The sequence below is a fragment of the Bifidobacterium sp. B4081 genome (genome assembly GCF_026537335.1).
Taxonomy (GTDB): Bacteria; Actinomycetota; Actinomycetes; order Actinomycetales; family Bifidobacteriaceae; genus Bombiscardovia.
On the sequence record NZ_JAFNMM010000001.1, the window covers coordinates 1,067,766 to 1,093,313 of the forward strand.

The 25,548-nt window shown below is 54.4% G+C and carries 23 protein-coding genes, 1 tRNA gene and 2 pseudogenes; 18 read left to right on the plus strand and 8 right to left on the minus strand.

Features of this window, described 5'->3' with window-relative positions:
• Positions 1–10 precede the first annotated feature (10 nt).
• Both J3T92_RS04715 and J3T92_RS04720 read left to right on the plus strand, forming a co-directional pair.
• A complete protein-coding gene (locus tag J3T92_RS04715; RefSeq protein ID WP_267399994.1) occupies positions 11–871 on the plus strand; it encodes an ABC transporter ATP-binding protein in 861 nt (286 codons plus the stop codon).
• 35 nt (positions 872–906) lie between these two features.
• Positions 907–1,311, plus strand: coding sequence for a DUF2511 domain-containing protein (locus J3T92_RS04720; RefSeq protein WP_267399995.1), 405 nt, complete (start codon positions 907–909; stop codon positions 1,309–1,311).
• A gap of 299 nt (positions 1,312–1,610) precedes the next feature.
• Here the strand turns inward: J3T92_RS04720 and J3T92_RS04725 are convergent, their stop codons facing one another.
• Positions 1,611–2,138, minus strand: a complete 528-nt coding sequence (locus tag J3T92_RS04725; protein WP_267399997.1) for a VOC family protein — start codon at positions 2,136–2,138, stop codon at positions 1,611–1,613.
• Between the two features lie 84 nt (positions 2,139–2,222).
• A complete protein-coding gene (locus J3T92_RS04730; protein ID WP_267399998.1) occupies positions 2,223–3,026 on the minus strand; it encodes a MerR family transcriptional regulator in 804 nt (267 codons plus the stop codon).
• 325 nt (positions 3,027–3,351) lie between these two features.
• Here J3T92_RS04730 and J3T92_RS04735 point away from each other — a divergent pair, with 325 nt between their 5' ends.
• From J3T92_RS04735 to J3T92_RS04760, 6 genes are all read left to right on the plus strand, one after another.
• Positions 3,352–4,341, plus strand: coding sequence for an ABC transporter ATP-binding protein (locus tag J3T92_RS04735; protein WP_267400000.1), 990 nt, complete (start codon positions 3,352–3,354; stop codon positions 4,339–4,341).
• Complete coding sequence (locus tag J3T92_RS04740; RefSeq protein ID WP_267400001.1) at positions 4,338–5,189, plus strand: ABC transporter permease; 852 nt, start codon at positions 4,338–4,340, stop codon at positions 5,187–5,189. Before J3T92_RS04735 ends, J3T92_RS04740 begins: the two co-directional genes overlap by 4 nt.
• 23 nt (positions 5,190–5,212) lie before the next feature.
• On the plus strand, positions 5,213–5,347 hold the full coding sequence (locus tag J3T92_RS04745) for a hypothetical protein (protein WP_267400003.1): 135 nt from the start codon (positions 5,213–5,215) through the stop codon (positions 5,345–5,347).
• Between the two features lie 42 nt (positions 5,348–5,389).
• Complete coding sequence (locus J3T92_RS04750; protein WP_267400004.1) at positions 5,390–5,986, plus strand: ABC transporter permease; 597 nt, start codon at positions 5,390–5,392, stop codon at positions 5,984–5,986.
• A gap of 162 nt (positions 5,987–6,148) precedes the next feature.
• On the plus strand, positions 6,149–7,375 hold the full coding sequence (locus J3T92_RS04755) for a sensor histidine kinase (protein WP_267400005.1): 1,227 nt from the start codon (positions 6,149–6,151) through the stop codon (positions 7,373–7,375).
• The gene (locus J3T92_RS04760; protein ID WP_267400006.1) at positions 7,372–8,046 is read left to right on the plus strand and encodes a response regulator transcription factor; all 675 of its coding nucleotides are present in this window, start codon (positions 7,372–7,374) and stop codon (positions 8,044–8,046) included. Before J3T92_RS04755 ends, J3T92_RS04760 begins: the two co-directional genes overlap by 4 nt.
• 68 nt (positions 8,047–8,114) lie before the next feature.
• On the opposite strand, the gene J3T92_RS04765 is transcribed toward J3T92_RS04760, so the two are convergent.
• The gene (locus J3T92_RS04765) at positions 8,115–8,888 is read right to left on the minus strand and encodes an alpha/beta hydrolase family protein (RefSeq protein WP_267400007.1); all 774 of its coding nucleotides are present in this window, start codon (positions 8,886–8,888) and stop codon (positions 8,115–8,117) included.
• 193 nt (positions 8,889–9,081) lie between these two features.
• Here J3T92_RS04765 and J3T92_RS04770 point away from each other — a divergent pair, with 193 nt between their 5' ends.
• Complete coding sequence (locus tag J3T92_RS04770; protein WP_267400008.1) at positions 9,082–10,917, plus strand: McrB family protein; 1,836 nt, start codon at positions 9,082–9,084, stop codon at positions 10,915–10,917.
• Between the two features lie 5 nt (positions 10,918–10,922).
• Complete coding sequence (locus J3T92_RS04775) at positions 10,923–12,386, plus strand: 5-methylcytosine restriction system specificity protein McrC (protein WP_267400009.1); 1,464 nt, start codon at positions 10,923–10,925, stop codon at positions 12,384–12,386.
• Between the two features lie 1,508 nt (positions 12,387–13,894).
• On the opposite strand, the gene J3T92_RS04780 is transcribed toward J3T92_RS04775, so the two are convergent.
• From J3T92_RS04780 to J3T92_RS04790, 3 genes are all read right to left on the minus strand, one after another.
• Positions 13,895–14,557, minus strand: coding sequence for an alpha/beta hydrolase (locus tag J3T92_RS04780; protein ID WP_110412869.1), 663 nt, complete (start codon positions 14,555–14,557; stop codon positions 13,895–13,897).
• Between the two features lie 385 nt (positions 14,558–14,942).
• On the minus strand, positions 14,943–15,161 hold the full coding sequence (locus J3T92_RS04785; RefSeq protein WP_045924388.1) for an alpha/beta fold hydrolase: 219 nt from the start codon (positions 15,159–15,161) through the stop codon (positions 14,943–14,945).
• 475 nt (positions 15,162–15,636) lie between these two features.
• A complete protein-coding gene (locus J3T92_RS04790) occupies positions 15,637–16,620 on the minus strand; it encodes an Abi family protein (RefSeq protein WP_045924387.1) in 984 nt (327 codons plus the stop codon).
• A gap of 369 nt (positions 16,621–16,989) precedes the next feature.
• Between J3T92_RS04790 and J3T92_RS04795 the strand changes: the two genes are divergently transcribed.
• The 4 genes from J3T92_RS04795 (at position 16,990) to J3T92_RS04810 (ending at position 19,952) form a co-directional block, all read left to right on the plus strand.
• Complete coding sequence (locus J3T92_RS04795; RefSeq protein ID WP_267400012.1) at positions 16,990–18,333, plus strand: sensor histidine kinase; 1,344 nt, start codon at positions 16,990–16,992, stop codon at positions 18,331–18,333.
• Positions 18,330–18,953, plus strand: a complete 624-nt coding sequence (locus J3T92_RS04800; protein WP_267400013.1) for a response regulator — start codon at positions 18,330–18,332, stop codon at positions 18,951–18,953. The genes J3T92_RS04795 and J3T92_RS04800 overlap by 4 nt, the downstream gene beginning before the upstream one ends.
• Positions 18,954–19,246: 293 nt before the next feature.
• Positions 19,247–19,771, plus strand: a complete 525-nt coding sequence (locus J3T92_RS04805; protein WP_267400015.1) for a hypothetical protein — start codon at positions 19,247–19,249, stop codon at positions 19,769–19,771.
• Positions 19,764–19,952, plus strand: coding sequence for a helix-turn-helix transcriptional regulator (locus J3T92_RS04810; protein ID WP_267400016.1), 189 nt, complete (start codon positions 19,764–19,766; stop codon positions 19,950–19,952). The genes J3T92_RS04805 and J3T92_RS04810 overlap by 8 nt, the downstream gene beginning before the upstream one ends.
• A 111-nt stretch (positions 19,953–20,063) precedes the next feature.
• On the opposite strand, the gene J3T92_RS04815 is transcribed toward J3T92_RS04810, so the two are convergent.
• A complete protein-coding gene (locus J3T92_RS04815) occupies positions 20,064–21,332 on the minus strand; it encodes a tyrosine-type recombinase/integrase (RefSeq protein WP_052692763.1) in 1,269 nt (422 codons plus the stop codon).
• A 91-nt stretch (positions 21,333–21,423) separates the two neighbouring features.
• Here J3T92_RS04815 and J3T92_RS04820 point away from each other — a divergent pair, with 91 nt between their 5' ends.
• A complete protein-coding gene (locus J3T92_RS04820; protein ID WP_045924380.1) occupies positions 21,424–21,648 on the plus strand; it encodes a helix-turn-helix domain-containing protein in 225 nt (74 codons plus the stop codon).
• A 104-nt stretch (positions 21,649–21,752) separates the two neighbouring features.
• Here the strand turns inward: J3T92_RS04820 and J3T92_RS04825 are convergent.
• A tRNA-Pro gene (locus J3T92_RS04825) sits at positions 21,753–21,826 on the minus strand.
• Between the two features lie 179 nt (positions 21,827–22,005).
• On the opposite strand from J3T92_RS04825, the gene J3T92_RS04830 reads away from it, so the two are divergent.
• The 3 genes and pseudogenes from J3T92_RS04830 to J3T92_RS09530 form a co-directional block, all read left to right on the plus strand.
• The gene (locus J3T92_RS04830; RefSeq protein WP_220237296.1) at positions 22,006–23,436 is read left to right on the plus strand and encodes a UTP--glucose-1-phosphate uridylyltransferase; all 1,431 of its coding nucleotides are present in this window, start codon (positions 22,006–22,008) and stop codon (positions 23,434–23,436) included.
• Positions 23,437–23,580: 144 nt separating this feature from the next.
• Positions 23,581–24,364: pseudogene (locus J3T92_RS09525) on the plus strand (WYL domain-containing protein); the annotation flags it as partial.
• 74 nt (positions 24,365–24,438) lie between these two features.
• Positions 24,439–25,536 (plus strand): annotated as a pseudogene (locus tag J3T92_RS09530) (helix-turn-helix transcriptional regulator); the annotation flags it as partial.
• Positions 25,537–25,548 lie beyond the last annotated feature (12 nt).

The following is a 25,548-nucleotide window of genomic DNA, read 5'->3' on the forward strand; positions in this document are numbered from 1 at the left end:
AATTACCCACATGTTTATCTCTATTGACCATCTGACCAAGGATTTTCGGGGGAGACCGGCCGCTTTAAACGATCTGACCGTCGATCTTCCACAGGGCATGATAGGACTTATTGGTCCAAATGGTGCCGGTAAAACAACCCTCATGCGTATTCTCACCGGAATAATCAAACCGACTAAAGGTAAAATTTTTATTGATGGACAAGACCTGTCTTCGCCGGCCAACAGGCGAAATCTAAAACGGCACCTGGGTTATCTGCCACAGCACATCACCCCCTACAAGAACCTGTCGCCACTTGAATTCCTTGACTATATCGGCATCTTGAAAATGATCGACAATAAACGTGCACGGCAGGAGCAGGCGCATACCCTCCTGGAACAGGTGGGATTGGAAGACGTGATGAACCAACCTATCGGAGGGTTGTCCGGGGGTATGAGGCGCAGGGTTGGCATCGCACAGGCACTTATGGGCGACCCCCAGCTGCTGGTAGTCGACGAACCCACAGCGGGGTTGGATCCCGAAGAGCGCATGCGGTTCCGCACGCTCCTTGCCCAGCTGGGACAGGATCGAACCGTTATCCTCTCCACCCACATACTCGATGATGTTGCACAAACCTGCCCTTGGGTGTGTGTATTACGTTGCGGACGCAACCTGTATGACGGGCCGACAGAGGGGCTGATCCATGAAGCTGCCGGTCACACCTGGGTCACACCTCCCATCGCGGCCCCACCGAATAATGCCACAATCATCAACGCGGAACCCACCCCACAGGGGACAAGATACCGCATAGTTACCGATACACCGCCCGCAGGCTCTGTAGAAACTGAGCCCAACCTGGAGGACGGATATATGGCTTTGGCCAGCGAGCGCTAGAAACCGTCTCCAAGTATGAAAGAACGCCGATAATTATGAAACGAATCAAGCAGAGCCTCAGAACCCCTTTCCTTATATGCGCCACAATTATGCTGACAGTGGGGGTTGTCGGCTGCGCTGATGGCATGAAGCACCCTGAGGAGTATTCCACTGATGGAAGCAATAAGGTTGCAGCTACAAGCAACCCGCAAACAATTTCGAAAGAGGATCTGGGTCACACCTGGCCTCTTAAAGTTGATGAGGGCACCGTGTCATGCAAGCTCAGCAAGCAGGGAGACCCCATCCTCCGCTTTACCACCTCAGATGGTGACCAGTACGCACTGAACCAGGTACAAGACAATGAGCATCTCAAAAGTATTGAGACATTAAAATCAGATAAGAGTAAATCAGTAGGAACTCTGATGAGTTTCGCCTTCTCGGTCTGCGACATACCAAAATAAACCAATTTTACAGGGCTTTGCGGTTTGTCCTCTTCTGGTAGCCTACCTGATCTTACCGGGTCCAGAGCAGCCTGCCGGATTATGCATCTACATTCTGTTACAACCGTGCCGTTCAACTGGCTGGCAGCGCAGTTGGAATGCACCTCTTACCACCATGTTCTGCCGGTCATCGAGGCTGAAGCCAATAATTATCTGCTCAAAGACGTAGAGCCTTACGTTTTAACCCACCAGCCGTTCGGGACATTTAATCGTTGCTCTTAGAATCAAATCATGACAGGGGAGAAGGGCTTGAACTTTGCTCATTGACCGTGCGAGTTCAGATAAACTTCGGTCTGCCTTTTATCGACAGCCAAGGCAGCCGTAAGGGTAAGGGCCAGGCCTTCTGGAGTGTGAATACTAGCTTCAAGCGAGTTCCACGGCTTACGTACTGGAGCTGAAGTGGATCCCGGACGAAGGCGATCGCATGTTTCTACAATCTTGTCGATCTGCTTTTCCGTGACTGCTACGCTCAGGCTTCCTATGGGCTCCATATCCGCATCAGGGCTGCCAGCATTAGGGCCACTCTTGCGGATCAGCACATCCTGAAAGGCCCAGCGCCGCAAGTGAATCATCACGCCTGACATGGTGTATAAATTGATGAAACCCAATCCCTGCGTCCAGAAAACCTCTGATTCTTCTAGATCGTGGCTATACAGGCACATGAACATGGGCATGAGGTAGATGCCTCTATAAGGCTCCGGCGGTTCCGCATCCTTACCTGGCTCCGGCACGGGACTTATGCTTGCATTTGTATAAGCAGAAGCTTTGGTCTGGTCATGGTTGTGCATGGTTACCTCGTTCCTTAATTGAAGGATTTTCAATTGGGTTGTCAAACAGAAAACGTGATACGTAGATGGAAGGTACTGACTGCGTCACTCCCATTTGGCGGTTGACGGATCTATCCCATTTGCACGCGCTACAGATTCGATTGCGACCAGTATCCATTTCGCCAATCCTGGTTCCAATTGTTCATAGTGGGATCTGAAACGTGGATCAGCCACATACATGCGTCCAAGAATGACGTGCATGGAAGGCGTTACGTGGAACCATGACAAAGCCTGCCGATGCTCGTCAATCAGTTCGAGAACCTTATCTGAGGACGGTGGCAGACCTTTTCGCTTGGCTCCTGCAAGCTCACTTTCCACGTCTTTAAGCCGGGTCATGTCCTTTTTCTGCTCTTGTTCGGGGCAAGCAGCTTTTCGCTCCGCATACTCAAGCCACTGCCTGCTAGTACCCCAGCGTTCGTATGCTTCCGAAAAGTACTGGTCCTCCTGACCGGTCTTCGTGGCGGCTGAATCATTACCCGACTTCCCCTCAGCAAGGGTTATGAGCCGGTCCAAACGATCCGCAGCTTTCCTAAGAAGCTGGATTTTCTCCTCAATCCGCAAACGCTGACCTCGCAACTCATCCAAGGCCAGCGGTGCCTTGCACTTGAGCAATGCCTTGATTTGTCGGGCATTAAAGCCCATCTCCCTGTATGTCACAATTCGCTCCAGCTGTGCGACGTCATCCTGCAGATAATGCCGGTAATTCGACTGGTCGCGAAGGGGTGAGATCAGTCCTTCCTCCTCCCAGTGGCGCAACATTCTCCGACTGACCCCGGTAAGCTCAGACATCTGACCGATGCTCAAGCCGCTCCTGCTGCCCTCACCACTGAATTCGCTCTCTCGTGTCATGCCTTGACCCTAAACCTTGCCATTATGTCAAGGTCAAATCGTTTGTTTTCTGGGGGTTGGGTGAGTGAGTGCATGCACACACCGGCCTCAAGCATCCCAATAACAGGTTCTTGAGGAGGACGCTTTTGGCCCTGCTTGTTTGCGGAGTATTCCCTGAACATGAAGACGACTAAATCCAGCGAGACACCTTTCCCGTGGATGTAAATCAGCCTCGTCAGCAGCGACTTGTCCCCTGTGGGGGACAGTTTCTTTTCCCGCGTTGAAGGATTGTGCCCGCCGAACTTGCATAGGAATCAATTGAATTCCTATCGGAAGGGGAGGCGCAATGGCATATACGGACGGAAGCAATCACCCACAGCTGGCTGTGGCCACACAGGGGTTGGTCAAGGCCTATGGCGGATTTAAAGCCGTGGATGGGCTGAATCTACGGGTACCGGCTGGCGAGGTCTATGGACTGCTGGGACCAAACGGAGCCGGAAAATCGACCACCATGAAGCTCCTTCTGGGATTGACAAAACCGACTTCCGGAAGCATGTGGCTGCTAGGACAGCAAGTCGGAAAGAAGACTATGATCCAGCCGGGCCGTGTGGGCTCCATGATTGAAGGACCCAGCTTCTATCCAGGCCTGTCGGGCCTGGACAACTGCCGCATGGTAGCCGATTATCTGGGTCTGCCAGTTTCAGCTGCCTCAGCGGTGTTGACCAAGGTGGGATTGCAGGCGTATGAGAAAAGGAAGACGAGCGCCTATTCCCTAGGAATGAAGCAGCGGCTGGGTATCGCCATGGCGCTGATCTCGCAGCCGGAGCTTCTGCTCCTGGATGAGCCCACCAACGGCTTGGATGCTGAGGCAGTGGTCGAGATGCGACAGATGATCATAGACCTGGCCGCATCCCAGGGAATCACGGTCATCATCAGCAGCCATATCCTGTCCGAGATCGAAAAGATGGCTCCGGTAGTTGGCATCATTGCCGACGGTCATCTGCTCTACCAGGGGACTTTGGAAAACTTGCGCGATAAGGGTCATATCGATCTACGTGTGTCCGATCCTGAACTCGCGTCAGAGATACTTGAAACTCAAAGCATTCACCACGAATATATCCGGAAGAGCGCAACCCTGCGCATTCCCGAGATATCAGATCCGCAAATCGGGACGCTGGTGACTCGGCTGATATCGCATGGTCTGCAGGTATACCGTGTCGCTTCCGAACGCAAGAGCTTGGAAGAGGCCTTCCTCGAACTCGTGGAAAACCCGCAGAACCATGTAGCGCAGGGTCCTGTGAAGCCGTTCGGTCATAAACAGAGGAGCATACGATGAGCTCTGTCGAATCATTCTCCATGCGGCCCAAAGAATTTCGATCGGGAAAACCGCCACGCTCATCCCATCCAGGAGGGCTGCTTGTTCTGCTTTCGATGGAGCTGCACAAGTTGAAAGGCTCATCATTTTGGTGGATGGCCTTGGGCATGATTGCTCTAGTCTCGGCATGGTCGGGCTTGGCATTCATAAAACGAGCTGAATCTGCGAACCCTGCCACACGTACCGTAGCCCTTGCTCAAGGTGAGATCTACCAAACTGTTGGCCTACTGGCACCCATCCTTGCCGCTCTGCTGACCAGCCGACTTGCTGTCCTGGAGAGCGGCGAGCGCATGGATCTCAAATGGCGCTCCTTAGGACAGGATGCGACTGAGAGGTTTCTTGCCAAGCTCATAGTTGCTGGGTCTGTGATTACGCTATGTTTCGTAATTCCTCTGACGTGGGTACCGCTGGCAGCTTCGGCACAAGGATTCCATCTCGAGGGCAGTCTGGCCGAATACGTACTCGTTCCGGCACTGATAGCCTGCTTCTCAACCATGGCGGTCACGGCTATACAACTCGCCCTCTCGCTGACAATAGATAAGCAAGCCATAGGACTGGGTCTGGGTGTGATAGCCGGTCTGATCGGGACTGGACTTGGTCCGATGAATATGCCAGGTCTAGGCTGGCTTTTCCCGGCAGGAATCAGTTCCGCCGCCAGCCCCTTCCTGTCTTCTGCCAGTCCTGATGGCTTTGCCAGTATGACCTTGGTTGCCAATCCCTGGACGAAGGTCCTGACCAGCCTTCTGGCATGCATTATTTGGTCGGGAATATCAGCATTCATCGTCAAGGCCAAGGAGTTATGCCGATGACTAGGCAGTACCAAGCAAACGCTATGACTATCACCCCGATGCATCGCCACAGGCCATCAATCATTGCCGCTTTCAAATGGGAGATCCGCAAGGCCGGCAATTTCTGGTACTGGCTGGCCACCATGCTCTTCGACGCCATAGGAATCTTCAACGGTTGAGACCAGTATCAGAGCTACAGACCGGACTTCCAGACTCAAGGGGTGACCTGGGCAGCGATCTGGGGGCAGGCGATCCTTCTGCCAAGCATGGTCTTCATGCCAGTCCTGGTCGCGGCCTTTGCTGCCCAAATTGAAGCCAACGAGCACAAGGGACGCAACTGGCAGCGTCTTAATGCCTCCGGCATGGTCGGGACTGCCATAGCCGGGAAGATGATGCACGGACTGCTGGCCTCCCTCCTTAGCGTCGCCATCTTTGAATCCGAATTCATACTCGTGGGTGTTCTTGTAGGAGGCTTCGACCCAGCGGAACTCGGTCCCTATCTCTTGCGTGGCGTACCAATGACGTTGGCAGTGTGGGCCATTATGACTCTGACCCAGGCCATAGCCGCCAGAGCCGAATCCTTCGCCTCGACTATGAACATCATGTTTCTGCTCACTCTGGCAGGCTGTGCGCTGTCGGTTGCCGCACCGGCATTGGCGTTGCCGTATCCGCTGGCCCTGATTACTACTGCATCCGCAGCCCGTGACATGGGCAATATCGCATCCACGACCTCTATGGCAAGCTCGTGCATGGTGGCAATCCTCTGGGTGCTGATCAGCCTCCTTATATTCCGGCACCAGGCTCGCAGAGCCATCTGATCTTAAGTGCAGAGTCAATAAAGAGAGGATAATGCGCTTGCCAGGCCGCACATCTCAGTGTCTGACAGCATAATGGAATACCGGCAGTTATCAGGAAGAGGCTCACCGATGAAAGCAGGCAAGAAGGCTCAAGGCTGGATTCAGTTGTGGAACCGGCCATATATGACCTTCGTGGCAGTCTTTTTCTGCGCCCTCTACGAGACAGGGATGCTGACCAGGCTGATCCTTGCCCCAAGCAGCGCCAACCAGACCCTCTACCAGGTCATGAAGTCTGCCAGCTGGGGCTTGCCCCTGTTTGTGGTCATTATTTTTCTCGCACTTGTCACCCTATGCCTGCGCCGTCTATATCCTATTGCGACCCTGCTGGTGGTCAGTGGCATGCTTGCCCTGACTGCCGCAATCTACGGCTCGGGATGCACCTACCTGGTCATTCCCTGGATTATCAGCCTCTACGCCTGCGCGGTAGAAGCCAAGAGCATGGCATCATTGACAGCTGGACTGTGTAGTTCCACCATTCTGGGTCTGCTCAGCATTGCATTCTCTGCCAATTGGCATCATGATGTCCACTTCACTGACCTTCTGTATCCGACTGGATTGACTTTCGCCCTCTGCCTGACAGTCGCCTTCCTCTCACGCTCTGCAAGGCAGTCACGCATGTCGGAGCAGGCGCTGGAGGAGGAGCGCTCGCATGCTCTAACTCTGGCCCATGAGCGGGACCAGGCCATGCATCAGTCCAGGATTGCCGCCCAACTGCATGACAGCGTGGGTCACGACTTGACCGCCATCATCGCCTTATCCGAAGGTCTGGATCATGCCAGCGGAAAGCCGGAAATTGATGAGGCTATCTCGATGATTAACGACCTAGCACGGCAGGGACTGGATGACGCCCGAACGGCTGTTAAAGCCCTGCAATCAGAAACAGATCCAAAAAACGACCCACAGCCGGCCACAGGGGAGAGGCATGGCTGGGATGACATCAAACCCATCCTCGACCACGCCCGGCATGTCGGCATCAGCACTGCCCTGACGGAAACGGGTCGTCGGCCACAGGATTCCGAACAGGCCGACCTTGCCTTCACAGTCACCAGGGAGGCGATCACCAACGCCCTCCGCCACAGACAGGAGGTTAATCGTATTGTGGTCTCCTGGGATCACAACAGCCGGGGCGGCATAGATATCACCGTTCGCGATGATGGACGATTCTTGAATAACGAAGCCGACAACACCAGTAGCAGCGGTACAGGTCTTGCCAGGTTAAGAGCCGAGGTGCAAGCTCATGGTGGCGGCTTCCATTCGGGTCCTGGTTCTGATGGTTGGACCTTGCAGGCCCACATACCCTCGCTAGCCGCAATGGCAGCTAACAATATAGGCATGAAGGAGAACGCATGATCCGCGTCATGATCGTCGACGACCAACGCCCGACCCGCATGGGACTGGCACTCATGGTCGCTAAAGATCCAACCTTGCATGTGGTAGCACAGGCGGTCAACGGCCAAGAAGCTTTGGATAAACTGGCCACATCCGCCGAAAATCAACAGCCTCTGCCCGACGTGATTCTGATGGATGTGCGCATGCCTGTCATGGACGGGCTGGATGCCACCAGCCGTATCAAAAGGCTTTTTCCTAAAATAAGTATTCTCATTCTGACCACCTATGACGAGGACGACTATGCCTTTACAGCTTTAGGGACAGGCGCATCCGGATTCCTGCTCAAGGATGTCAAGACAGCAGATCTGCACAGAGCCATCCATGCGCTGCATGCAGGCGATGCCATTCTCACGCCGCGCATCACAGCCGAAGTAATCAGGAAAGGAGTCCCGAGGCCAAGAGCCAATGATGAATCTGAGGCTCGCCTTAAATTCGCGCAACTGGGCAAACGCGAACTTCAGGTCGCTTCGCTGGTTAGTCAAGGCCTGTCGAATGCGGAGATTGCCGAGCGCATCCAGCTGCAGCCTGACTCAGTCAAAAAGACCGTCAGCCGCATACTGGCCAAACTCAAGGTCAGGGACCGGATCAACATCGCCGTTCTCTGGTATCAGGCCGACATGCCAAACCGATAAGCAGCACCAAATGCGGTCTCGCTCATTGGTCGACGGAAGAAGACCACAACCGGCTGTTTTTTTGCGTCTCAATCCATATATTGGCGATAGAGGTCCGCCATTTGGTTCATCAAGGACACATCAAGCTCGAAGCCCTTTGACTTGTCGAAGTGTTTGGCCGCATATGCGTTATAGCTTTCGTTGGACGGCTTTTGACCCAGTCGTCTCATGTGTTCCTTGTATCCCTGGTCGAATTGCTTGCGGTATCGCACTGAGTCCTGGGAATAGTAGACATAGGCGTGTCCGCGATCCTGGTATTCACGGAACCGGAATCGTGGGTTGGACTGAAATTCCTCATGGAAGAGGTCATAGCTATATCTGACCGGGACCACCTGATCGTCACGGCTCTGAGTGATGAAAATTCCTGCCTTGGATTTCTTCAAGCCATCCAAGGCGGTATAGTCCGCAAACTTCCCGAACTTTACATGCTCATACAAGCTCACGCAGGGCAGGATAAGCGAGACGGCAGGGCCAGCGATTTTTCTGCCGGGCTGACGCATCATATCGATCGAGCGATTGAATCCAGAAACCATGACTGCGGCCTTGACCTCTGGGTGAAGGTTGAGAACAGCGCCGACGGCATAGCCTCCCCAGCTCTGTCCGAACAGGAAAAGAGGGAGACCCTTATATGATTGCTCACCCTCCACGAAACGAAGGGCTTGGTCCAAATCCTCGACCACTTGAGGAAGGCCCCTGACGGACTTACCAGCGCTTTCATCGTTACCGGCGGCATCATAGGCGAAGACCAGGAAGCCTTGGGAGGTGAAATCACTAAGACTGCACAGCTCGTCCTCATATGGCAATCTTCGTATTTGGACTGTTCATAATAAATGGATTCTGAATCAGCGAGACCTTTCAAAATTGTGTTGTTTCTAGCGTATAATCTAAGATAGGCGGCAACCGCTTATTGCTCGACAATAACAGCCATCCACGGTAGATTTAAACAAGTATCACCAGAATAAGGGGAACGCACTGATGCCAATAGAGTCAGAAAAAATGACGAATTCCAAAGAAACGTCTACAGCGGTTCAAGAGCAAAGATTCAGATATTGGAATGAGACACGTCCCATAAATCAAGGTATGCCTACAACAACCGAGACTTACACACTTGAAAAAACGCTTAGGAATATGAAAAGCGGGCTTGAGCAAATTGGAAGCTCAGTCGCGACTACCGTCAAAGAATCAGCTTTTGACTATCTGACCTATGACGAGTTCAAACCTATTTGTGATCAGATCTTAGCGGACTCGGATTTTCAAAAAAGCACGATTGCTATAGATTTGAAATCTGGGATAGACCTATATAAGCAATTTCTTATTGAATATCATCAAAAAGAAGATGATTATGAAAAATTTGCTTATTTACTCAATTTCTTTGTAGAACACAATAACGAAAATGTAAGAAAAAAGGAGGAAAAGAAAGAAGGGAGCAAAGAGGATCAAGGTCTTAGTCATACATGCAGCACGCAGGAAGATTTTGTGGAGTACTGGAGAAATCACGGTTACCCAGAATTACAGCGAGAGTTTAATATCCTGTCAACAGGCATGGATTTCACCTTGTGGTTCTTTAAAAATGGGGCTTATGCTACACCTAATTCCACATATATGAATGTAAACGGCACCTACCTTAATATTCGTCCTTCGTTTCATGAGGAAAGTAAAATTATTGCAGAGTTGCGTGCTGGATGGCATCCGGTCAGATCAGAAGCCTGGCAGAAAAAAATGCCAGCGCTCTCATGCACTGTAGAAGATCTTGATCTATCAGCAAAGAAACCGAATGCATTGGTTAAGCAAATGCTCGATTTGATTGTCCAGCTAGACAAAATAAATAAATCCAAGCACCACAACATGACCTCAGAACAATACAGCAAACTCAGCGAACGAGCGAAACAACTACTAGAAGTCAGAAACATTATTTTCCATGGCGCCCCTGGAACAGGAAAGACCACAGTCGCCAGGAAAATAGCTGCTGAATTGTTATGCGTCGACTATGACAACGAGGAACAGTTAAACGCACAACTGAATGAAAGCCACCAATACGAATTTGTCCAATTTCATCCTAGCTACGACTATACGGATTTCGTGGAAGGCCTCCGACCCGAAACTACAGCGACAGGCAATGTGGGCTTCCAATTATATCCTGGAACATTTACTAAGTTCGTCAACGAGGCAAGAACCAATCCAGACCAGAACTTTGTGATCGTCATTGACGAGATCAACAGAGGAGATCTTTCAAAGATTTTCGGAGAGCTATTCTTCAGCATCGATCCAGACTACCGAGGCAAAAAAGGAAGTGTAGACACTCAGTATGCCAATCTCCACTCTCTAGCCTACAAGGAACGTGGCGGATTGGATGCAGGACAAAAGTTTTATATTCCCGAGAATGTGTACATCATCGGAACTATGAATGACATAGACCGAAGCGTAGATTCCTTCGATTTTGCCATGAGACGACGCTTCACTTTTATCGAAATAACTGCAGAAGAATCAGCTAGTGCTCTCGATGGTACGCCCAACGGAGGTAGAGCAAAGAGCTTGATGACATCCGTGAATAGCAAAATAAGCGAATTCTTAGGAACCGACTACATTCTTGGAGTCGGTTATTTCCTCAAGATAGCTCAGTCAGTTGATGAAGACGCACCCCTTGAACTTTGGAAGAACCATCTCGAACCATTGCTGACTGATTATCTCAGGGGCATGGATGATGCTGATGGGAAATTACAAGAGATCCGTGAGGCGTTTGACAAAGGCGATCCTTCTAATACTACAGACCAACCCGCACAAGGAGACGCAGCGCCCACAACTGGCAGCGACTCAGGCTCGAGTGAGGCATGAGGAAAGTGGCCACGAACGCTTCATCTGCAGGTCCACATTTCTGGTATTTATCGGATAACAGCCCGATAGAAGACCAGTCATTTACTGCAACCCATCTCTATCGATCACTGCTCAACCAAACAGTAGAGACCTTGCTTGATAAAGAGGGAATTATTTATTTGGGGAGAGAGGACGATGGAGACATTGATGTAAGTCTCAACCAGCGTGTTATTGACACATATCAAGGCAAAATAAGAACGCAAAACCTGATAGGCGTGCTTGGAGATGGCACTGACACAGTTAGTATATCTACACGTTTTTTCAAGCAAAATGAAAAGCCTGTCCACATAGAGGATGATTATTTCTTCGCTTACCTACTGGAGAAGGTTCTGCATGTAGATGTGGCCAAAGGTTTCAACTTTTCACCTCTTAGAAGCAACAGGTGGAAAAAACTGCTGGTACTCTTATTCCCGTACTTTCTGAACAAAGCTCTTCAAGTCGGTGCCTACAAAATGTATGTCAGGCGAGAGTATAACGATTCCCGGCTGAAAGGCACAGTCGACGTTGCCAGATATCTCAACATTGATGTTCCCTTTATCGGGCGAGTGGCTTATACTACTCGGGATCTCGACCTTGACAACCCCATCAGTGAATTAATCAGACATACCATTGAATACATTGTTGCTGGATTTACAATCGGGCGGCAGCTACTTAATGACGATAAAAATGTTAGAGACAACGTTCGGACGGTAAGGCTGAGAACCCCGCGATATCGCAAGACAGAAAGACGCAGGATCATAGAGTGGAATATCCGACATCCTGTTGTCAATGAGTACTTTCGAAGTTACAGGCTGCTGCAAAAAATATGCGTAGCAATCTTGTGCCATGACTCAATATCTGCGAGCGCGTCAGGTAAGGGCCACATCAATGGCATTCTCTTCGATTGTTCTTGGCTCTGGGAGGAGTATCTCAATACTCTTTTGCGCGACAAGCGCTACAGCATATCTTTTGTTCACCCGCGCAACAAATCAAAAACAGGAAAACAGTATTTATTTGGCAAACCTGAGAAATATGGCCGAAGTTCTAAAGTCAAAGGGCAATTTGGCCTTATATATCCTGATTTCTTAATAAGCAGTGCTCCTACCATAATTGCTGACGCAAAATACAAGCCGATAGACAATATTGCTGGCGCAGACTATCTTCAACTACTGGCCTACATGTATCGGTTTGATTCCAGATATGGACAATACTGGTACCCCGAATCACAAGAGAATAGTAAATCCACACCTTTTATTACAGGATTTGAATTGCTTCAAGGCATCAATGGCGGTTCGCAAAGTGTACGGTTTAGGGAAAGCGAGCAAAAAGTCGTACTCGAAAAAGTTGGATTCCCGATTCCAACTGGAGCATCGACATACGAGGAGTACTCTTCATTAATGCAAGATAACGAAAACCAATTTGCAAAATCAATAGTCTCATTGCAATCATAATTGCGACTATTCGATAATGTTCATTATCTAGGCGGGTGTATTGATGCCTGCAACAAGAGTGACTTTCTAGCAGAACAGTAATACACAAAACCTGAAAAGAGTTTCTGAATGAGACAACTTACTCATACAGTGCCAATAACGGTCTGCATGAACTGAACGTAGTAGGTTTATGCGCTTGTCTGATCATCGATGCGGAGAGTTTCGAACCTGGGTTCATACCTAACTGATACGCATAAGAACGAAGCCCCTTCCTATGTCCAAGCATCACTAGAAGGAACGCAAATATCAGAAGTAGTATTTCGTGTCAATAATGTAGATAGCGGAAAATAGAGCACTCCTGACCATCATGGTGAATCCCAATCACGCTGTGCTATCACCACCGACCCATAATGAAGTGGTAAGCATGGTTCGAGCAGAGAATGCTTCTAATTTTGCACACTGACGCATGCCGGCTCTCTGATGGGGATGATGCTACGCAGCTCCTAGTCGAACGCGTATCATTCTTAAAAATGGGTTCTGAAACAGTGCTCGGAAGAAAAGACAGCTCCCGTTTACTGCTACCTGCCGTAGGAGTAAGAAAGGGATACTAGCAGCCCTTGGGCGATAATAACCGACCAACGCCACACGGTTCGCGTGGCCACCTGTCAACCCGTTGTCCAGAAGTAGTAGAGCCAGGTCTGCCGATTCGAGGTAAGGAAGGCTGGGTTAAGGAACAATTTGGTTGCTGTTGTGGGTGCCATATGCTATGTGGGTAGCAAATACCGCATAATATGCGTTCCGCTCCGAAAGGCAGTATGGACAGTGGCGGCTTCTAACACGACAGACATTACTTCATCCCGGCTGCGAACGCAAAACCTCAAGCTTCGAAATGATGACGAGCTGATCACAACCGCCTGGCCAGCCACGGCCAACGATTCCCCTTATATTAAACCCGTGATGATGAACCAGAACACATGACAATCAGAAGGAAACTTGAGCCTAACCCTGGTACCATCGCCATCATCTACCCAGGCTTCGCCTATCCGAGCAGTTCTTCCGCATATAGACATCCCTAAGGGAGGAACAGCGCCGATTTCGCCAGATACTAGCCAAAGTATGTGGCGAACCCAATCCGCTGCAGCACGGTGCAACTAACAAAACAAAGAACACAAGAAGCGCTGGCAATATATGCCCAATATGCCCCGTACACCTGGAAATACAAATAATTCCAAGGCCTAAGACCTTGGAATAGTTGCTATTGGTCGGGCCGGCGGGATTTGAACCCGCGACCCCTTGTAAGATAAGCCGCTGTTCTGGTACATGCGAGCTGCCTTTAACTGCTGCTAACTATCCAAGGAATACTGCCAATTCTAGCAGATTCCAAGTATGAACTGATGCAAGCTGATACGGGTACTTATGGGTAGCGATGTGCCCGAAATGTGCCCGATTGGATTAGCCAGAAGGAAGTGTCTGATGACATTGGCACAGAAATCGTCTGACTGCATAAAATGAGATTGCTTGGAACTGATTCAGGGATGAGATGTAAGTGTGTGCCGGATAACCTTGCTGGATCGGTCAGGTTTTCCGCTTATAAAATCCCTGATGGCCTCGGACATTTTTTCAGGCACATAGTCGTGGAGATAATGAGGGGCATCGAAATACCGTATCTGTGAGTTACCTTGCTGCGCTTTGAAGGATTCTTGGATGGATCGCCACTCATCCTTGCTGAAGCCAGTGCCTTTCCCGTTGGAAACCAGTTGCAGCATCTTGATCTGTGGCAATCCAGCTTCCGCAACCTTGCGGGCGTTGGCGTTGACCGTGTTGATCTCTCGCTGGATGTCTGGATCCATGAAGTTCTTGAAGAAGAGGGTCCGGTAGACCGCCTTATCTTCAGCAGACAAATTTCCTGCTTTGATGGCGGGTGACTGGTCCGCGGTCAGTCTGGGCAGGAGACGAGGAAGTCCTGTCCGGCAAAGGGCGCCCAACAGTGCTGTGGCTGCGGCGGGAGGCACCAGGTTGCGCGTCTCATAAGCCTGTGGCGTGGCCATATCCAATCCGATGATGGCCTCCACCTCGGCAGGGTACTTCTTGGTCCAGTAAAGTGCTTCAAGCCCAGACATTGAGTGGGGGAGGAGCACATAGGGCCCAGTCACTCCGGCCCCGTGCAGCGCCGCCCTGGTCTCATCCAACATCGTGTCGATATCTCTGGGGTCCCGAGACCAGTCACTAAACCCGTACCCGGACTTCTCCACCACAATCAGACAGTATGAGTTTTGCAGTCTAGTAATGAGAGCCTTGAAATCATACAGAGGGGAAGGGGTTCCACACCCTGAAAGCAGCACCAGTTTCGGGACGCTACCATGTGTGTCCCCGAACACCGCGACACTCAGTAGTTTATGTCCCACTCTCACCAGCTGACGATATTGTGCTTCGCCCTTATCTTCCAGGGGATTCCTCGTAATTACTTGGAGCATATAGACGAGTCTACAGTAGCTGACAGCTTGTGGCAAAGCAGCAGTAAAAGCATATTGAGGAAGTGCTTTCTCGGCAAAAAAAGGATTCCGGTTCTGCGATCAGTTATTGACTTAAGTCTTGCAGCACACATCCCAGGAAGCGGTCGGGTTCCTCCCATTGGGGGAAGTGGCCGGAGCGATCGAACCAGTGCCAGCTTTTGGGGCTGTCGATTGTCTCGTACCAGTCGCGGGCGACGGCGGAGGAGACGTGGTGGTCCTGTCTGCCCTCACAGAAGGTGACCGGCACCTCGAAGTGGTGGGTGTCGGTGAAGTCCGTGTCCATCAGCTCCTGGTGAAGTGGTCGCACATCGCAGGGTTGGTGGGTTGCTTGGCAGGGGAGAGCTTTGACAAGCCGGACATGAGAACGAGCAGAGGAGCTGGATGACTGGTTGAGGTTCTGATGGAATCCTCTTTGAGATTACTATCGGTGAATCTTGCATTATTGAGACATGGCCAGCGATAACACTATGGAACCGTGCGCTGCCCAAATGGTGGTGGCCTGCGATCTAGTGGTTCGGGTATGTCCTACTTTCTGTGAAAAGCCATCTGACTTAGGTGGGCAGCAAAGCTTGTATCGGGGCCGCCGCCCCGAAACCCCGCCGAGCTGGATCAGCTCGACCATACTGCTGCCGCACTGGTTCCGGTCGCCACGCGACCGGAACCAGCTTGCCCCTCAATACGAGCCTGGAATAAGGCTATACGCCAAAACTGCCTGCCTATTCTAGTCGCAGTATTATTGGGTGAAAAGGGTGCAGGCTTCACTGCCAGATGGGCAGTGACTGCCAGTTGTCCGGGAAGCCCATGTGTTTCAGGGGGATGCCGGGGTAACGGTTCATCAGTCCCACGAAGTTGTTGCGCCAGTAGGTGATGCCTAGCTGGTTCAGCAGGTAGTGCTCCATGGTCAGGAATCCAGCCGGGCCTTTTGACTCCGGCCGGCGGAAGGGCTCCCATTGGTTGCCCCACCAAGTAGCGTCGTTGGGGTACAGCTTGGGCTTGATGGGTGTCATCTTGGGGTCGATGCAGTTCCAGAAGCGGTCGTGATGGGCGGTCTTGTTGCGGGCGATTCGAATGTTTTCCAGCCAGTCGCGCAGCAGTTTCTCGTTGCTGACGCCGGGCTTGTTGGACATGATGCCAAGCTGCAGTGCCAACTGCCGTTTGATTGAAGGATCGGCGCCCTTGTAGAAGATCTTCTTGAAATCACCGTAGGAAAGGCAGTCCACCAGCATCCAGATGGGCGGCAGCGGATCGGAATACGTGGCTCTGAAATGTCGTAGCTGAGGCAGCGACGACCGCTGGTAGTCGCTGGTGATATTGGCGATCGCGTTCCTGTGTTCCTCGGGGCTGAGCCCGGGCAGGCCATCCGGCGCGGTATAGCCGAACGGCCCAGTTGCCTTGGCCAGCTCTGATGCCATGTAGCTTTTGAGATGGACCTCGATGCCGACGATGCCGTCGAAGACGATGGTGCGCAATTCCTGGTCGAACACGTAGCGTTCCCAGATGGAATCCCAGGACGTGCGGGACAGGAAGGGCAGTTTGCGTTTTCTGGCACCTGCCACAGGGGTGAGGAACGGATACCAGTAACCCTTGAGGCGGTAGTAGCCGACCAGGTCTATTCGCCCGGCAAGGTCCTGGACGCTGATACCCGTCAGCCCGTTGTCCACAAGGAGCTGGGCCAGGTCCATGGAACTGCGGTACGGGTGGCTGGGGTATGGGGGCAGCTTGGCTACGGTTGTGGATGCCATGCGCCCTCCAGGTAAAAAAGTACCGCCATAGTATGCATTCCACCCCGAAAGGCAGTAGAGGCAGTGGCGGCTTCTAACATGATTGAGTCTACATCATGCCGGCGCCGAGCGCAAACCCTAATGCTTTGCTTATGGCTTAGGGCCGTGGCTGAGCGTAGACGACGCTGAACGGGGTGGCGTCCTTTGCCAGGCGCAGGGCCGTGGTCCTGGTGATGGCCTGCCTGTCCCTGGTCTTCATCCCCCTTGCCCTTCTGTATCCCAGGAAGGCACGATGATGGCACCCATCACCGGATCGGGGCGGACACAACCCAAGGGGCTGGATTCAGGATCCGTGAGCGGAAAAACCAGGGGCGAGGGGTGGAAGACACAGTGAAAACCAGAGGAACTTCTCAGGGGCAGGTCGTTGCATCACGGACCAGCACCCAGCGTCGGCGCATCCACACCACATGGAATTGGTATTTCATCGTGGAGGCGGCCTGCGTGGTGGTGGCCGACTGCTGCTTCACATCGGTCCCTATAGGCGCCAGGCTGCTGTCGAGCCTGCTCATACTCGTGCCCTGCCTCTATTTCATGACCTTCGTGCTGGGGCGGGTCTATGACCAGCCTTACCAGATGGACGGGCCGGGCATGGCCGAGCCGGTGAGCAAGACCGGCGCTCACGGTTGGGTCTTCGCCTTGCTGTCCCTGGTCTGCCTGCCTGTGGGCGCTTGGTTGGACGGGGTGGCGATCCTGGCGCAACTCTTCGTGGTTCCGCAACTGTTTATTGCCTTCGCCTACCTGCCGGCCTTGGGGCTGGTGGGGGTCCTGAACGCGGTGTTCGTGGCCATGGCCATGGCCGGCGTCAGGTTCCTGGGCACCGACCTGGCCGGCAATCTCATGCTCATGGGCCTGGTAGTGGTGTTCTCGGCCATGATCGGCAAATCCTTCGATATCCTCGCCCTGACCAACGGGCACAACCAGATGCTCCTGGACCAGCTCGAATCCCAGCAGGAGACCATCCGCAGGCTGAGCCTGGCCGAAGGCGCCTCGATCGAACGCGAACGGGTTGCCGGTGAAATGCACGACACCATAGCCCAATCCCTGGCCTCGGTACTGGCCCTGGCCAGGGTGGCCCGCGAAGAGCTGGACGACGACCTGCCAACGGCCCGGCGGCACCTGGACATGATCGCCGACCTGTCACAAAGCTCCCTGGACAACACCAGGCGGATGATAACCGACTCGGCACCGGCCGACCTGGACGGCAAGGATTTGAGCATGGCCCTGGAAAGGACTGTGCAAGCCGCAGCGCAAGAGGCAGGATTCCAAGCGCAATGCCGCATCCAACAGCCTTTGCCGGCACTGCCGAGGCGGACCGAGGTCAACCTGCTGCGCATCGTCCAGGAGGCTCTGGCCAACGTCTCCAAACATGCAGAAGCCAGGCATGTGCACATCAGCCTGGTACCGCAAGAGAACGGGCCGCACGATTCACATCCGGGCACGCTGGAACTGCTGATAACGGACGACGGTCTCGGCTTCGACGCCGACAACCTGGATTCCATCAGAATGGAACAAGCAGGCCACGGCTACGGGCTGCGGGACATGGCCAAAAGGGCCAAGGAATCAGGCGGGGCCTGCACCGTGACATCCGGCCCCGGGCAAGGCACCCGAATAACCATCACAGTACCGACCGAAGAGCCCGGCGACCACGACCGGGCCGGCAAGGAGGAAGCATGATACGTCTCGTCATGGCCGACGACCACCCCATGGTCCGCGAGGGCATACGCAGCATGCTCACCCGCCACGCCGACCTGGAGGTCGTGGCCGAAGCCGGCAACGGCGCCCAAGCCATAGCCGCAGTGGCTCGGACCAGGCCGGACCTGCTGCTCCTGGACCTACGGATGCCGGACATGAACGGCCCGGAAGTCACCCGCAGGATCCTGGCGGCCCAGCCCGAGACCAAGGTGCTGATCCTGACCACCTATGATTCGGACACCGACATACTGCCCGCCATCGAGGCCGGCGCCAACGGCTACCTGCTCAAGGACGTGGAACCCCACATCCTGGCCCAAGCCATCCGAGACACCGTGGCAGGAGCCACCGTGCTGAATCCGTCAGCGGCGAAGGCGGTCAGCAAAGCCCTGCACCCGCAAGACAGACCGGTCCTGTCCGAACAGGAGACCCGGGTCCTGCGAGAGGCCGCGAGAGGGCTTACCAACCGAGAAATCGCCGCCCGCCTGTACATCAGCGAGACCACCGTGAAAACCTACCTCAGCCGACTCTTCGCCAAACTCGAAGTCAACGACCGCACAGCCGCCGTAGCCAAAGCCATCGAAACCCTGGGACTGAAACCCTGAAAGCAGGACCCTTCTAAGTAGCGCAAACTACTCTTCTTGGTCTTGCTTCGGCCTCAATTGCACATGAGAGGTCCAGCCATCAGTCATCGGAGAATGGCAGGGGACCTCATATCCGAATACCGCATTACACCTTCAATGATGTGAACTTCATCGTCAATGCTGTTGGTGATAGCCAAGGAGAAATGACGAAACAAAAATATGTCAAACACACTTGACGTAAAGCTAGCTTTACATTATAGTCGTGCTCAGACCGGTTTACCTGTTCAACATTCGCATTCGGCAAGGAGCACCCCGTGAAGAAAAACGAAAGCAAGGCAACATCCGACTTGACCCGCTCACAAAGTTTGTCCGAGCCAACGGCACATGCGCGACCAAGACCGTTTGGTACTGTTCGCTTTGGATCCCATTCGATGTCGGCTCTCACTGCAGCATTGATTCCAGGTCTGGTCAGCGGTTTCGTTCTGGGAATTATTGTCGCCAGCTTCATGCCGCAGACTATGCCATGGATTATTAAGGCGCTTATCGTGACTGCGGCATTTTGTCCAGTATCAGTCAGCCTTTGCTGGGTCATCTTGGTGGATACCGACACCTTGCCCGGAGCAGATCAGCATGCCGGGGAGAACATAGAGAACCACTGGTACGGGAAAGCCGAACAGCTCTCATATCGCATTTTTTTGGGAGTTGTTTCTTTCAGCTGCCTGCTGGCCAGTTTGTTGGGTAAGGATCAGTGGGCGTTCATGTTGGTGTGCATTCTGATAGCAATGCTCTTGGTTTTTGTCCTGGCCTACACAATCATGAGGTTCATCAGTCGTGGATAACCATCTGGCAAAGTTGCGAAAAGAACACGGTTGGTCTCAGGGGGAATTATCCAAAAAACTGGGAGTGAGCCGTCAGACCGTAATTTCGATTGAAAAGGGCCATTTCGACCCATCGCTGCCACTTGCTTTCCGCCTGGCGGATGCATTCGATTTAACTATAGAGGACATATTCGAACCCTGAACATGCCCGACGCTCAGACCCTGATTGGAAATAAGGGAACTCACTGGAAATTATGCAAGGGTGCTTTTGCCTAACAACAGGCAAAAGCACCCTTATTTATACTCCGCCATGTCAGATTTGGATATCCTGGCCGATGACTTCGGCCACCTCGCCGGTGCGGTTGGGCCATAGGTCCGCGTAGGTGTCCAAGGTCTCTGTGGCCGAGGCATGGCCCAGGACGGCCTGCAGGGTTTTCACGTCCGCCCCGGCCTTGATCGCCAGGGAGGCGTAGGTGTGGCGCAGGGAGTGGATGACCAGGCCCTCGATATCCTGCATGCCCGCATCCCGCAGTGCTGGAGCCCATACCCGGTTCCGCCAGTTAGTGGTGGTCTGTCTGCCGCCTCTCGGCCCGCGCAGTAGGTAATCCTCGGGGCCATGGCCGTCGAGCAAATCTTTAATTCTGGGCAGCAGTTGGCTGGGTATGGGCACAAACCTGGTCCTGTTTCCCTTTGGCAATGTCTCAACGATATGCGAATCAACATCGACCGACTGGGTGCGTAGGACATTAATCCGGTTTCTCCCCAGATCCACGTCCCCGCACCTCAGAGACAGTGCCTCGCCGATGCGCAGTCCCGTATACGCAAGCAAGTAAATGACCGTGGCATTGGCCTCGTCCATCTGACCCGCCAGGATCTTGATCTCTTGTGGGGTTAGATATATTCGCCGTTGAACCGCTCTGTTATGTGGCACCTTGGCTTTGGCGACGGGATTGGTATCTATCCAGCGGTTTTCCACAGCCACATCCAGAATCGAGCCCAACACAATCTTGCCTACGGAGCGGATTGAGGACGCGGACAGCGAGGAGGCCGAGCCTCGTTCACCTCCATAAGGCGCCGTCCCATCGGCTAGGCTGACGTACCAGCGCTGGATCCTCGCCGTGGAAATGTCCTTCAAAGCTACGTCACCCCATTGAGGCAGAACCCACACGCGCAGCTCACGCCGGTAGCGTCCCTCTGTCGATCCCTTGATAGTGCCCGCCAGACCCTGCTGCCATAAGTCCGCTGCCTGTCGCAACGGCCTGCAGGAGTCTCGGGGATCCATGTATCGGTTCGACCGTATCCGGTCCTCGATCTCGGCCATGAAAGCCTCCGCTTCACCCCGGTAGCGAAACAACTTCCTTCGTGTGATTCCATCAATCCTCCATCGCACCTCCCAGCGTGACCCTTTGCCGAAGTCCTTGGCCCTGTATCGCTCAGGGACCTTGGCGTTCTCAGGGTCGTCGGTGTGCTTGGATAGGGAGTGCTTCATATATGCGGACGGTTCCTCCTTGGAGGTGTGCCCCTGTGCCGTCGTGACCAGGGCGGCCTTCAACCATCTGTCGTTTATCCATGCTTTTGCCATATCAACCTCTATGCGTCAGATAACAATTTGTTCCATTTAGCGATATCCAGCACCAGCTAACGGCGGTGCGCGCTGACGCATAGGAACAGGTATGAGCCAAATACAGCAAACAATGAACGATAACCCGGCTATGACACCGACCAGGCTGCTGACCCCTGCGGAAGCGGCCGAGATCCTGGTGATACCGGTGAGCACCCTGAACGCCTGGAGGGCGCAGAAAATCGAGCTTCCGTACGTGCATATAGGTCGTCTGGTTAGATACCGGCCCGAGGATGTGGCGGCACTTATCCGTCGCAATACGGTGCGGCCGGAATGAGCCGGAATGTGCCCGAAGGCAAGGGCGATGTGCCCGAAATGTGCCCGATTCGGGGCATACAAAAAAATCCAAGGCCCGGAAGCCTTGGAATCATTGCTATCTCGTCGGGCCGGCGGGATTTGAACCCGCGACCCCTTGACCCCCAGTCAAGTGCGCTACCAAACTGCGCTACGGCCCGACGGTGCATCAGCACCGAGTAGAGATAGTAGCACAGCGTCACCGGGCCAACAATGGCCCGGCGAGTCCCGGCAGACTAGTGCAGACAGACCGAGCCCCATGATCGACTTGCTATCATTATTCTGAACGGTCGGCGCAACCCGCGTCGGCCGCAAGTCGTCCCAGCCCGGAAGGGGTTTCATGAGCACAGACGTTTTCGACCTTTCGGCCGCAAAGATGCGCGAGAGGGGCATGAGCGAAGTCTCCATCAGCCAGTTCCAGCACCTCTACGAAACCTGGGAACGGGGAGATGCCAAGGCCTGTGTGCGCGAAAAGGACGTCGCCCCGCTCAAGGACGTGCCCCGCACCAAAGATATCCACGACTCCATGGACATGGACATGGCCTTGGACGCGTTCTCCCGCACCGCTTTCATCAAGCTCAACGGTGGGCTGGGCACCTCTATGGGCCTGGAGAAGGCCAAGTCCCTGCTGCCCATCCGCCGCCACAAGGCCCGTCGGATGCGCTTCCTGGACATCATCATGGGCCAGGTGCTGACGGCCCGAAAACGCCTGGGGGTGCCGCTGCCGCTGATTTTCATGAACTCCTTCCGCACCTCGCGAGACACCATGCGGGTCGTCAGGCAGGACCGCCGCTTCGTCCAGAATGATGTGCCCATGGAGATCATTCAGCACATCGAGCCCAAGATCGACGCCGACACCGGCCGCCCGGTCGACTTCCCAGCCAAGCCCGATCTGGAATGGTGCCCTCCCGGCCACGGCGACATCTTCTCGACCATCTGGGAGACCGGACTGCTGGACATACTCAAGGAGCAGGGGATCGACTACCTGTTCATCTCCAACTCCGACAACCTGGGCGCCCGGCCTTCAAGGACCTTGGCCGGCTATTTCGCACAGTCTGGAGCGCCCTTCATGATCGAGGTAGCCAAGCGGACCGACGCCGACCGCAAAGGCGGCCACATCGTCATCGACAAGGCTACTGGGCACCTCATCCTACGGGAGATGTCCCAGGTGGATCCACATGACCGCAGCTCGGCCATGTCCATCCGCAAACACCCCTACTTCAACACCAACAGCATCTGGGTCAGGGTCGATGCCCTTCGCGACAAGCTGGCCCAATACAAGGGCGTGCTGCCCCTGCCCATCATCGAGAACCGCAAGACCGTCGATCCCACCGATCCTTCCACCCGTCCCGTGGTGCAGTTGGAAACTGCCATGGGCTCTGCCGCCTCGCTCTTCGAAGGAGCCATCTGCGTGCAGGTGGACCGCATGCGCTTCCTGCCGGTCAAGACCACTGACGACCTGTTCATCATGCGCTCCGACCGTTTCCATCTGACCGACTCCTACGAGATGGAGGACGGCAACTACGACTTCCCCAACGTCCAGCTGGATGAGCGCTATTACAAGTACATCGCCGACTTCGACGAACGATTCCCCTACGGGGTTCCCAGCCTGGCGGCTGCCAACTCGGTCACCATCGAAGGGGACTGGACCTTTGGCAGGGATGTGGCCTTGTATGCGGATGCCCATCTGCGCGACCAGGGACGCTCATCATACGTGCCCAACGGCCAGTATGTGGGGCCTCAGGGGATCGAACCCGACGAGTGGATCTAGGGCCAGGTGCAGCAGCGTTCAGCCTGTCAAGAAATGGTACCGTATTTGGATGTTTGGCTCCCACAGCCCCCAAAATCAATCTATGATAGTTAGATGTGCGTTAGGCGCACTGATATGTAAAATTTTAACGATACGCGAGGACTGATGGCAGAAGGCACGAACGGAAGACGGCGTTTTTCGGATAAGTGGGGCAAGCATGAACTGGATGTCCTAGCCGTCTTATCGTCCGCTTTTCCGCAATGGCTTACCTCACGACAGATAGCACAGCGGGTCAAGGCCTATGCCGACTCCTATGGCGAGCTGGCAGATCAGGCTGCCAAGGCCGCGTTTGCCAAGCAGTTCCAGCGTGACCGGGCCAAGCTGGCGGCCATGGGCATAGCCATCGAATCCCGGCAGCCGGAGTATTCCTCCAAGTCCGAGGGGCAGGATTTCGCCTCCTACCGTCTGCAGCTGGGGGATGAACCGCGCATCCGCATGCACTTCAACCAGGAGGACATGCCGGTGTTGGCCGCGGCCAACTACCTTGCGCGATCCATTGCCATGTCTCAGGAGGCCTGTGAGGAGCCGACCCGACCGGTCTCACGCACCACGCCCCGCGTGCCGCAAGTGCCCATCCCTGGCTTGGGTCTGGACTCCATAGCTCCGGGACTGGGTACCCAGCGCATTCCCGACGATTTGGTCAAGGTCATCGATTCGCGACGCTTCGCCGCCACAGTGGACGTGGACGGAGAGAACCTGAATGTAGCCTATGCCGATTCGGACGATTTGGCCATGTTCGTCCTGGAGCACCCCGATGCCTCCATTGTCAGCCCGCAGGAGGCCGCAGATGCCTTCCGACGCCGTCTGGATGCAGCCGCCCGCTTCAAGCTGGCCGACGAGTCGCAGAGCCCCGGCGCGGCAACGGTCATCTCCCCGGAGATTGCTCGGACCAGCGTCGAGCATTTCGCCACCGACCTAAGCGACGACGATACCGACCTTCGTCACGCCCGCCGAGCCAGCGCATCCTCCTTCCAGACCGGGTCCGAGGTGGACCGCCGCCTGCGGCTCATGCTCTTCCTGTCCGCACACCTGGGCGAGGAGTTCTCCCTGGCCGAGTTGGCTGAGCGCTTCATCGGCCACCCCAACAGCAAGGAAGAGTTGCGCAAGTATGTCAACACCATCCACAAGGACATCAACACTCTGACCACAGTCTCGGACGACGGTGAGATGGCTGGTAGCCAGTTCTTCGACATCGATTGGTCCCTGCTGGACGATAGCGGCATCGTCTCGGCCACCAACTCACTAGGCTTGGAGCGACTGGCCGGCATTTCACCCCAATACCTGAGCATGCTGACCGCCTCGCTCAACTACTTGGCCCATTCGCCCCTGTTGCCCGAGCAGTCCCGCAGCCAGGCCGAGTCGCTCTATCAGCGTCTGCGCACGCATGTTGGACCAGGCGAGACACCCTGGCTCTCCCTTACCGGGTATGAGACCGAACCCAAGAGTTTCTCGGTGGTCCGCCGGGCGATCAAGACCGAGTCCCTGTTGGACATGGAGTACACGGACGCTGCCGGCAGGACCCGCCGCAAGGTTGTGGCCCCTGCCAAGATCTTTGTGGATGAGGGCGTCTACTATGTCGCCGCCTGGACCGATATCGGCGATGCAGCAGAGGGCACCGAGGCTGCAGACGCTCCCTCGGATTCCAGCCGTCACCTCAAGCAGGGCACCGGGCGCAACCGGCAGTGGCAGGTTCTGCGAATAGCCAGAATCGAACATGCGACCATCGTCAAGCCCAGCCATAAGGTGGAGTTCCCGGATGTGCCGGTCGGCGAGCTACGCAAGTGGTCCTTCGACAACGGCACGGCTGCGGTCTTCATTACCGACCGGCCGGATCTGCCCTACATCAAGTCGCTGCCGGGCGCCTCGGTGGAGCCCTGCGGAACGGGGCAGAAAGTCCACCTGACCGTCTCCTCGGACTCCTGGTTCGTGGCTTTCTGCATCGCTCACGCCAAGCACATCACCGCAGTAGCGCCCAAGACCCTGCGCACCATGATCCTGGCCCGCGCCCAACGCGAGATCACCATCAGTGACGCCCACGACAAGGAGCAGGACCGGCACTAGCCCCGGTCGGAG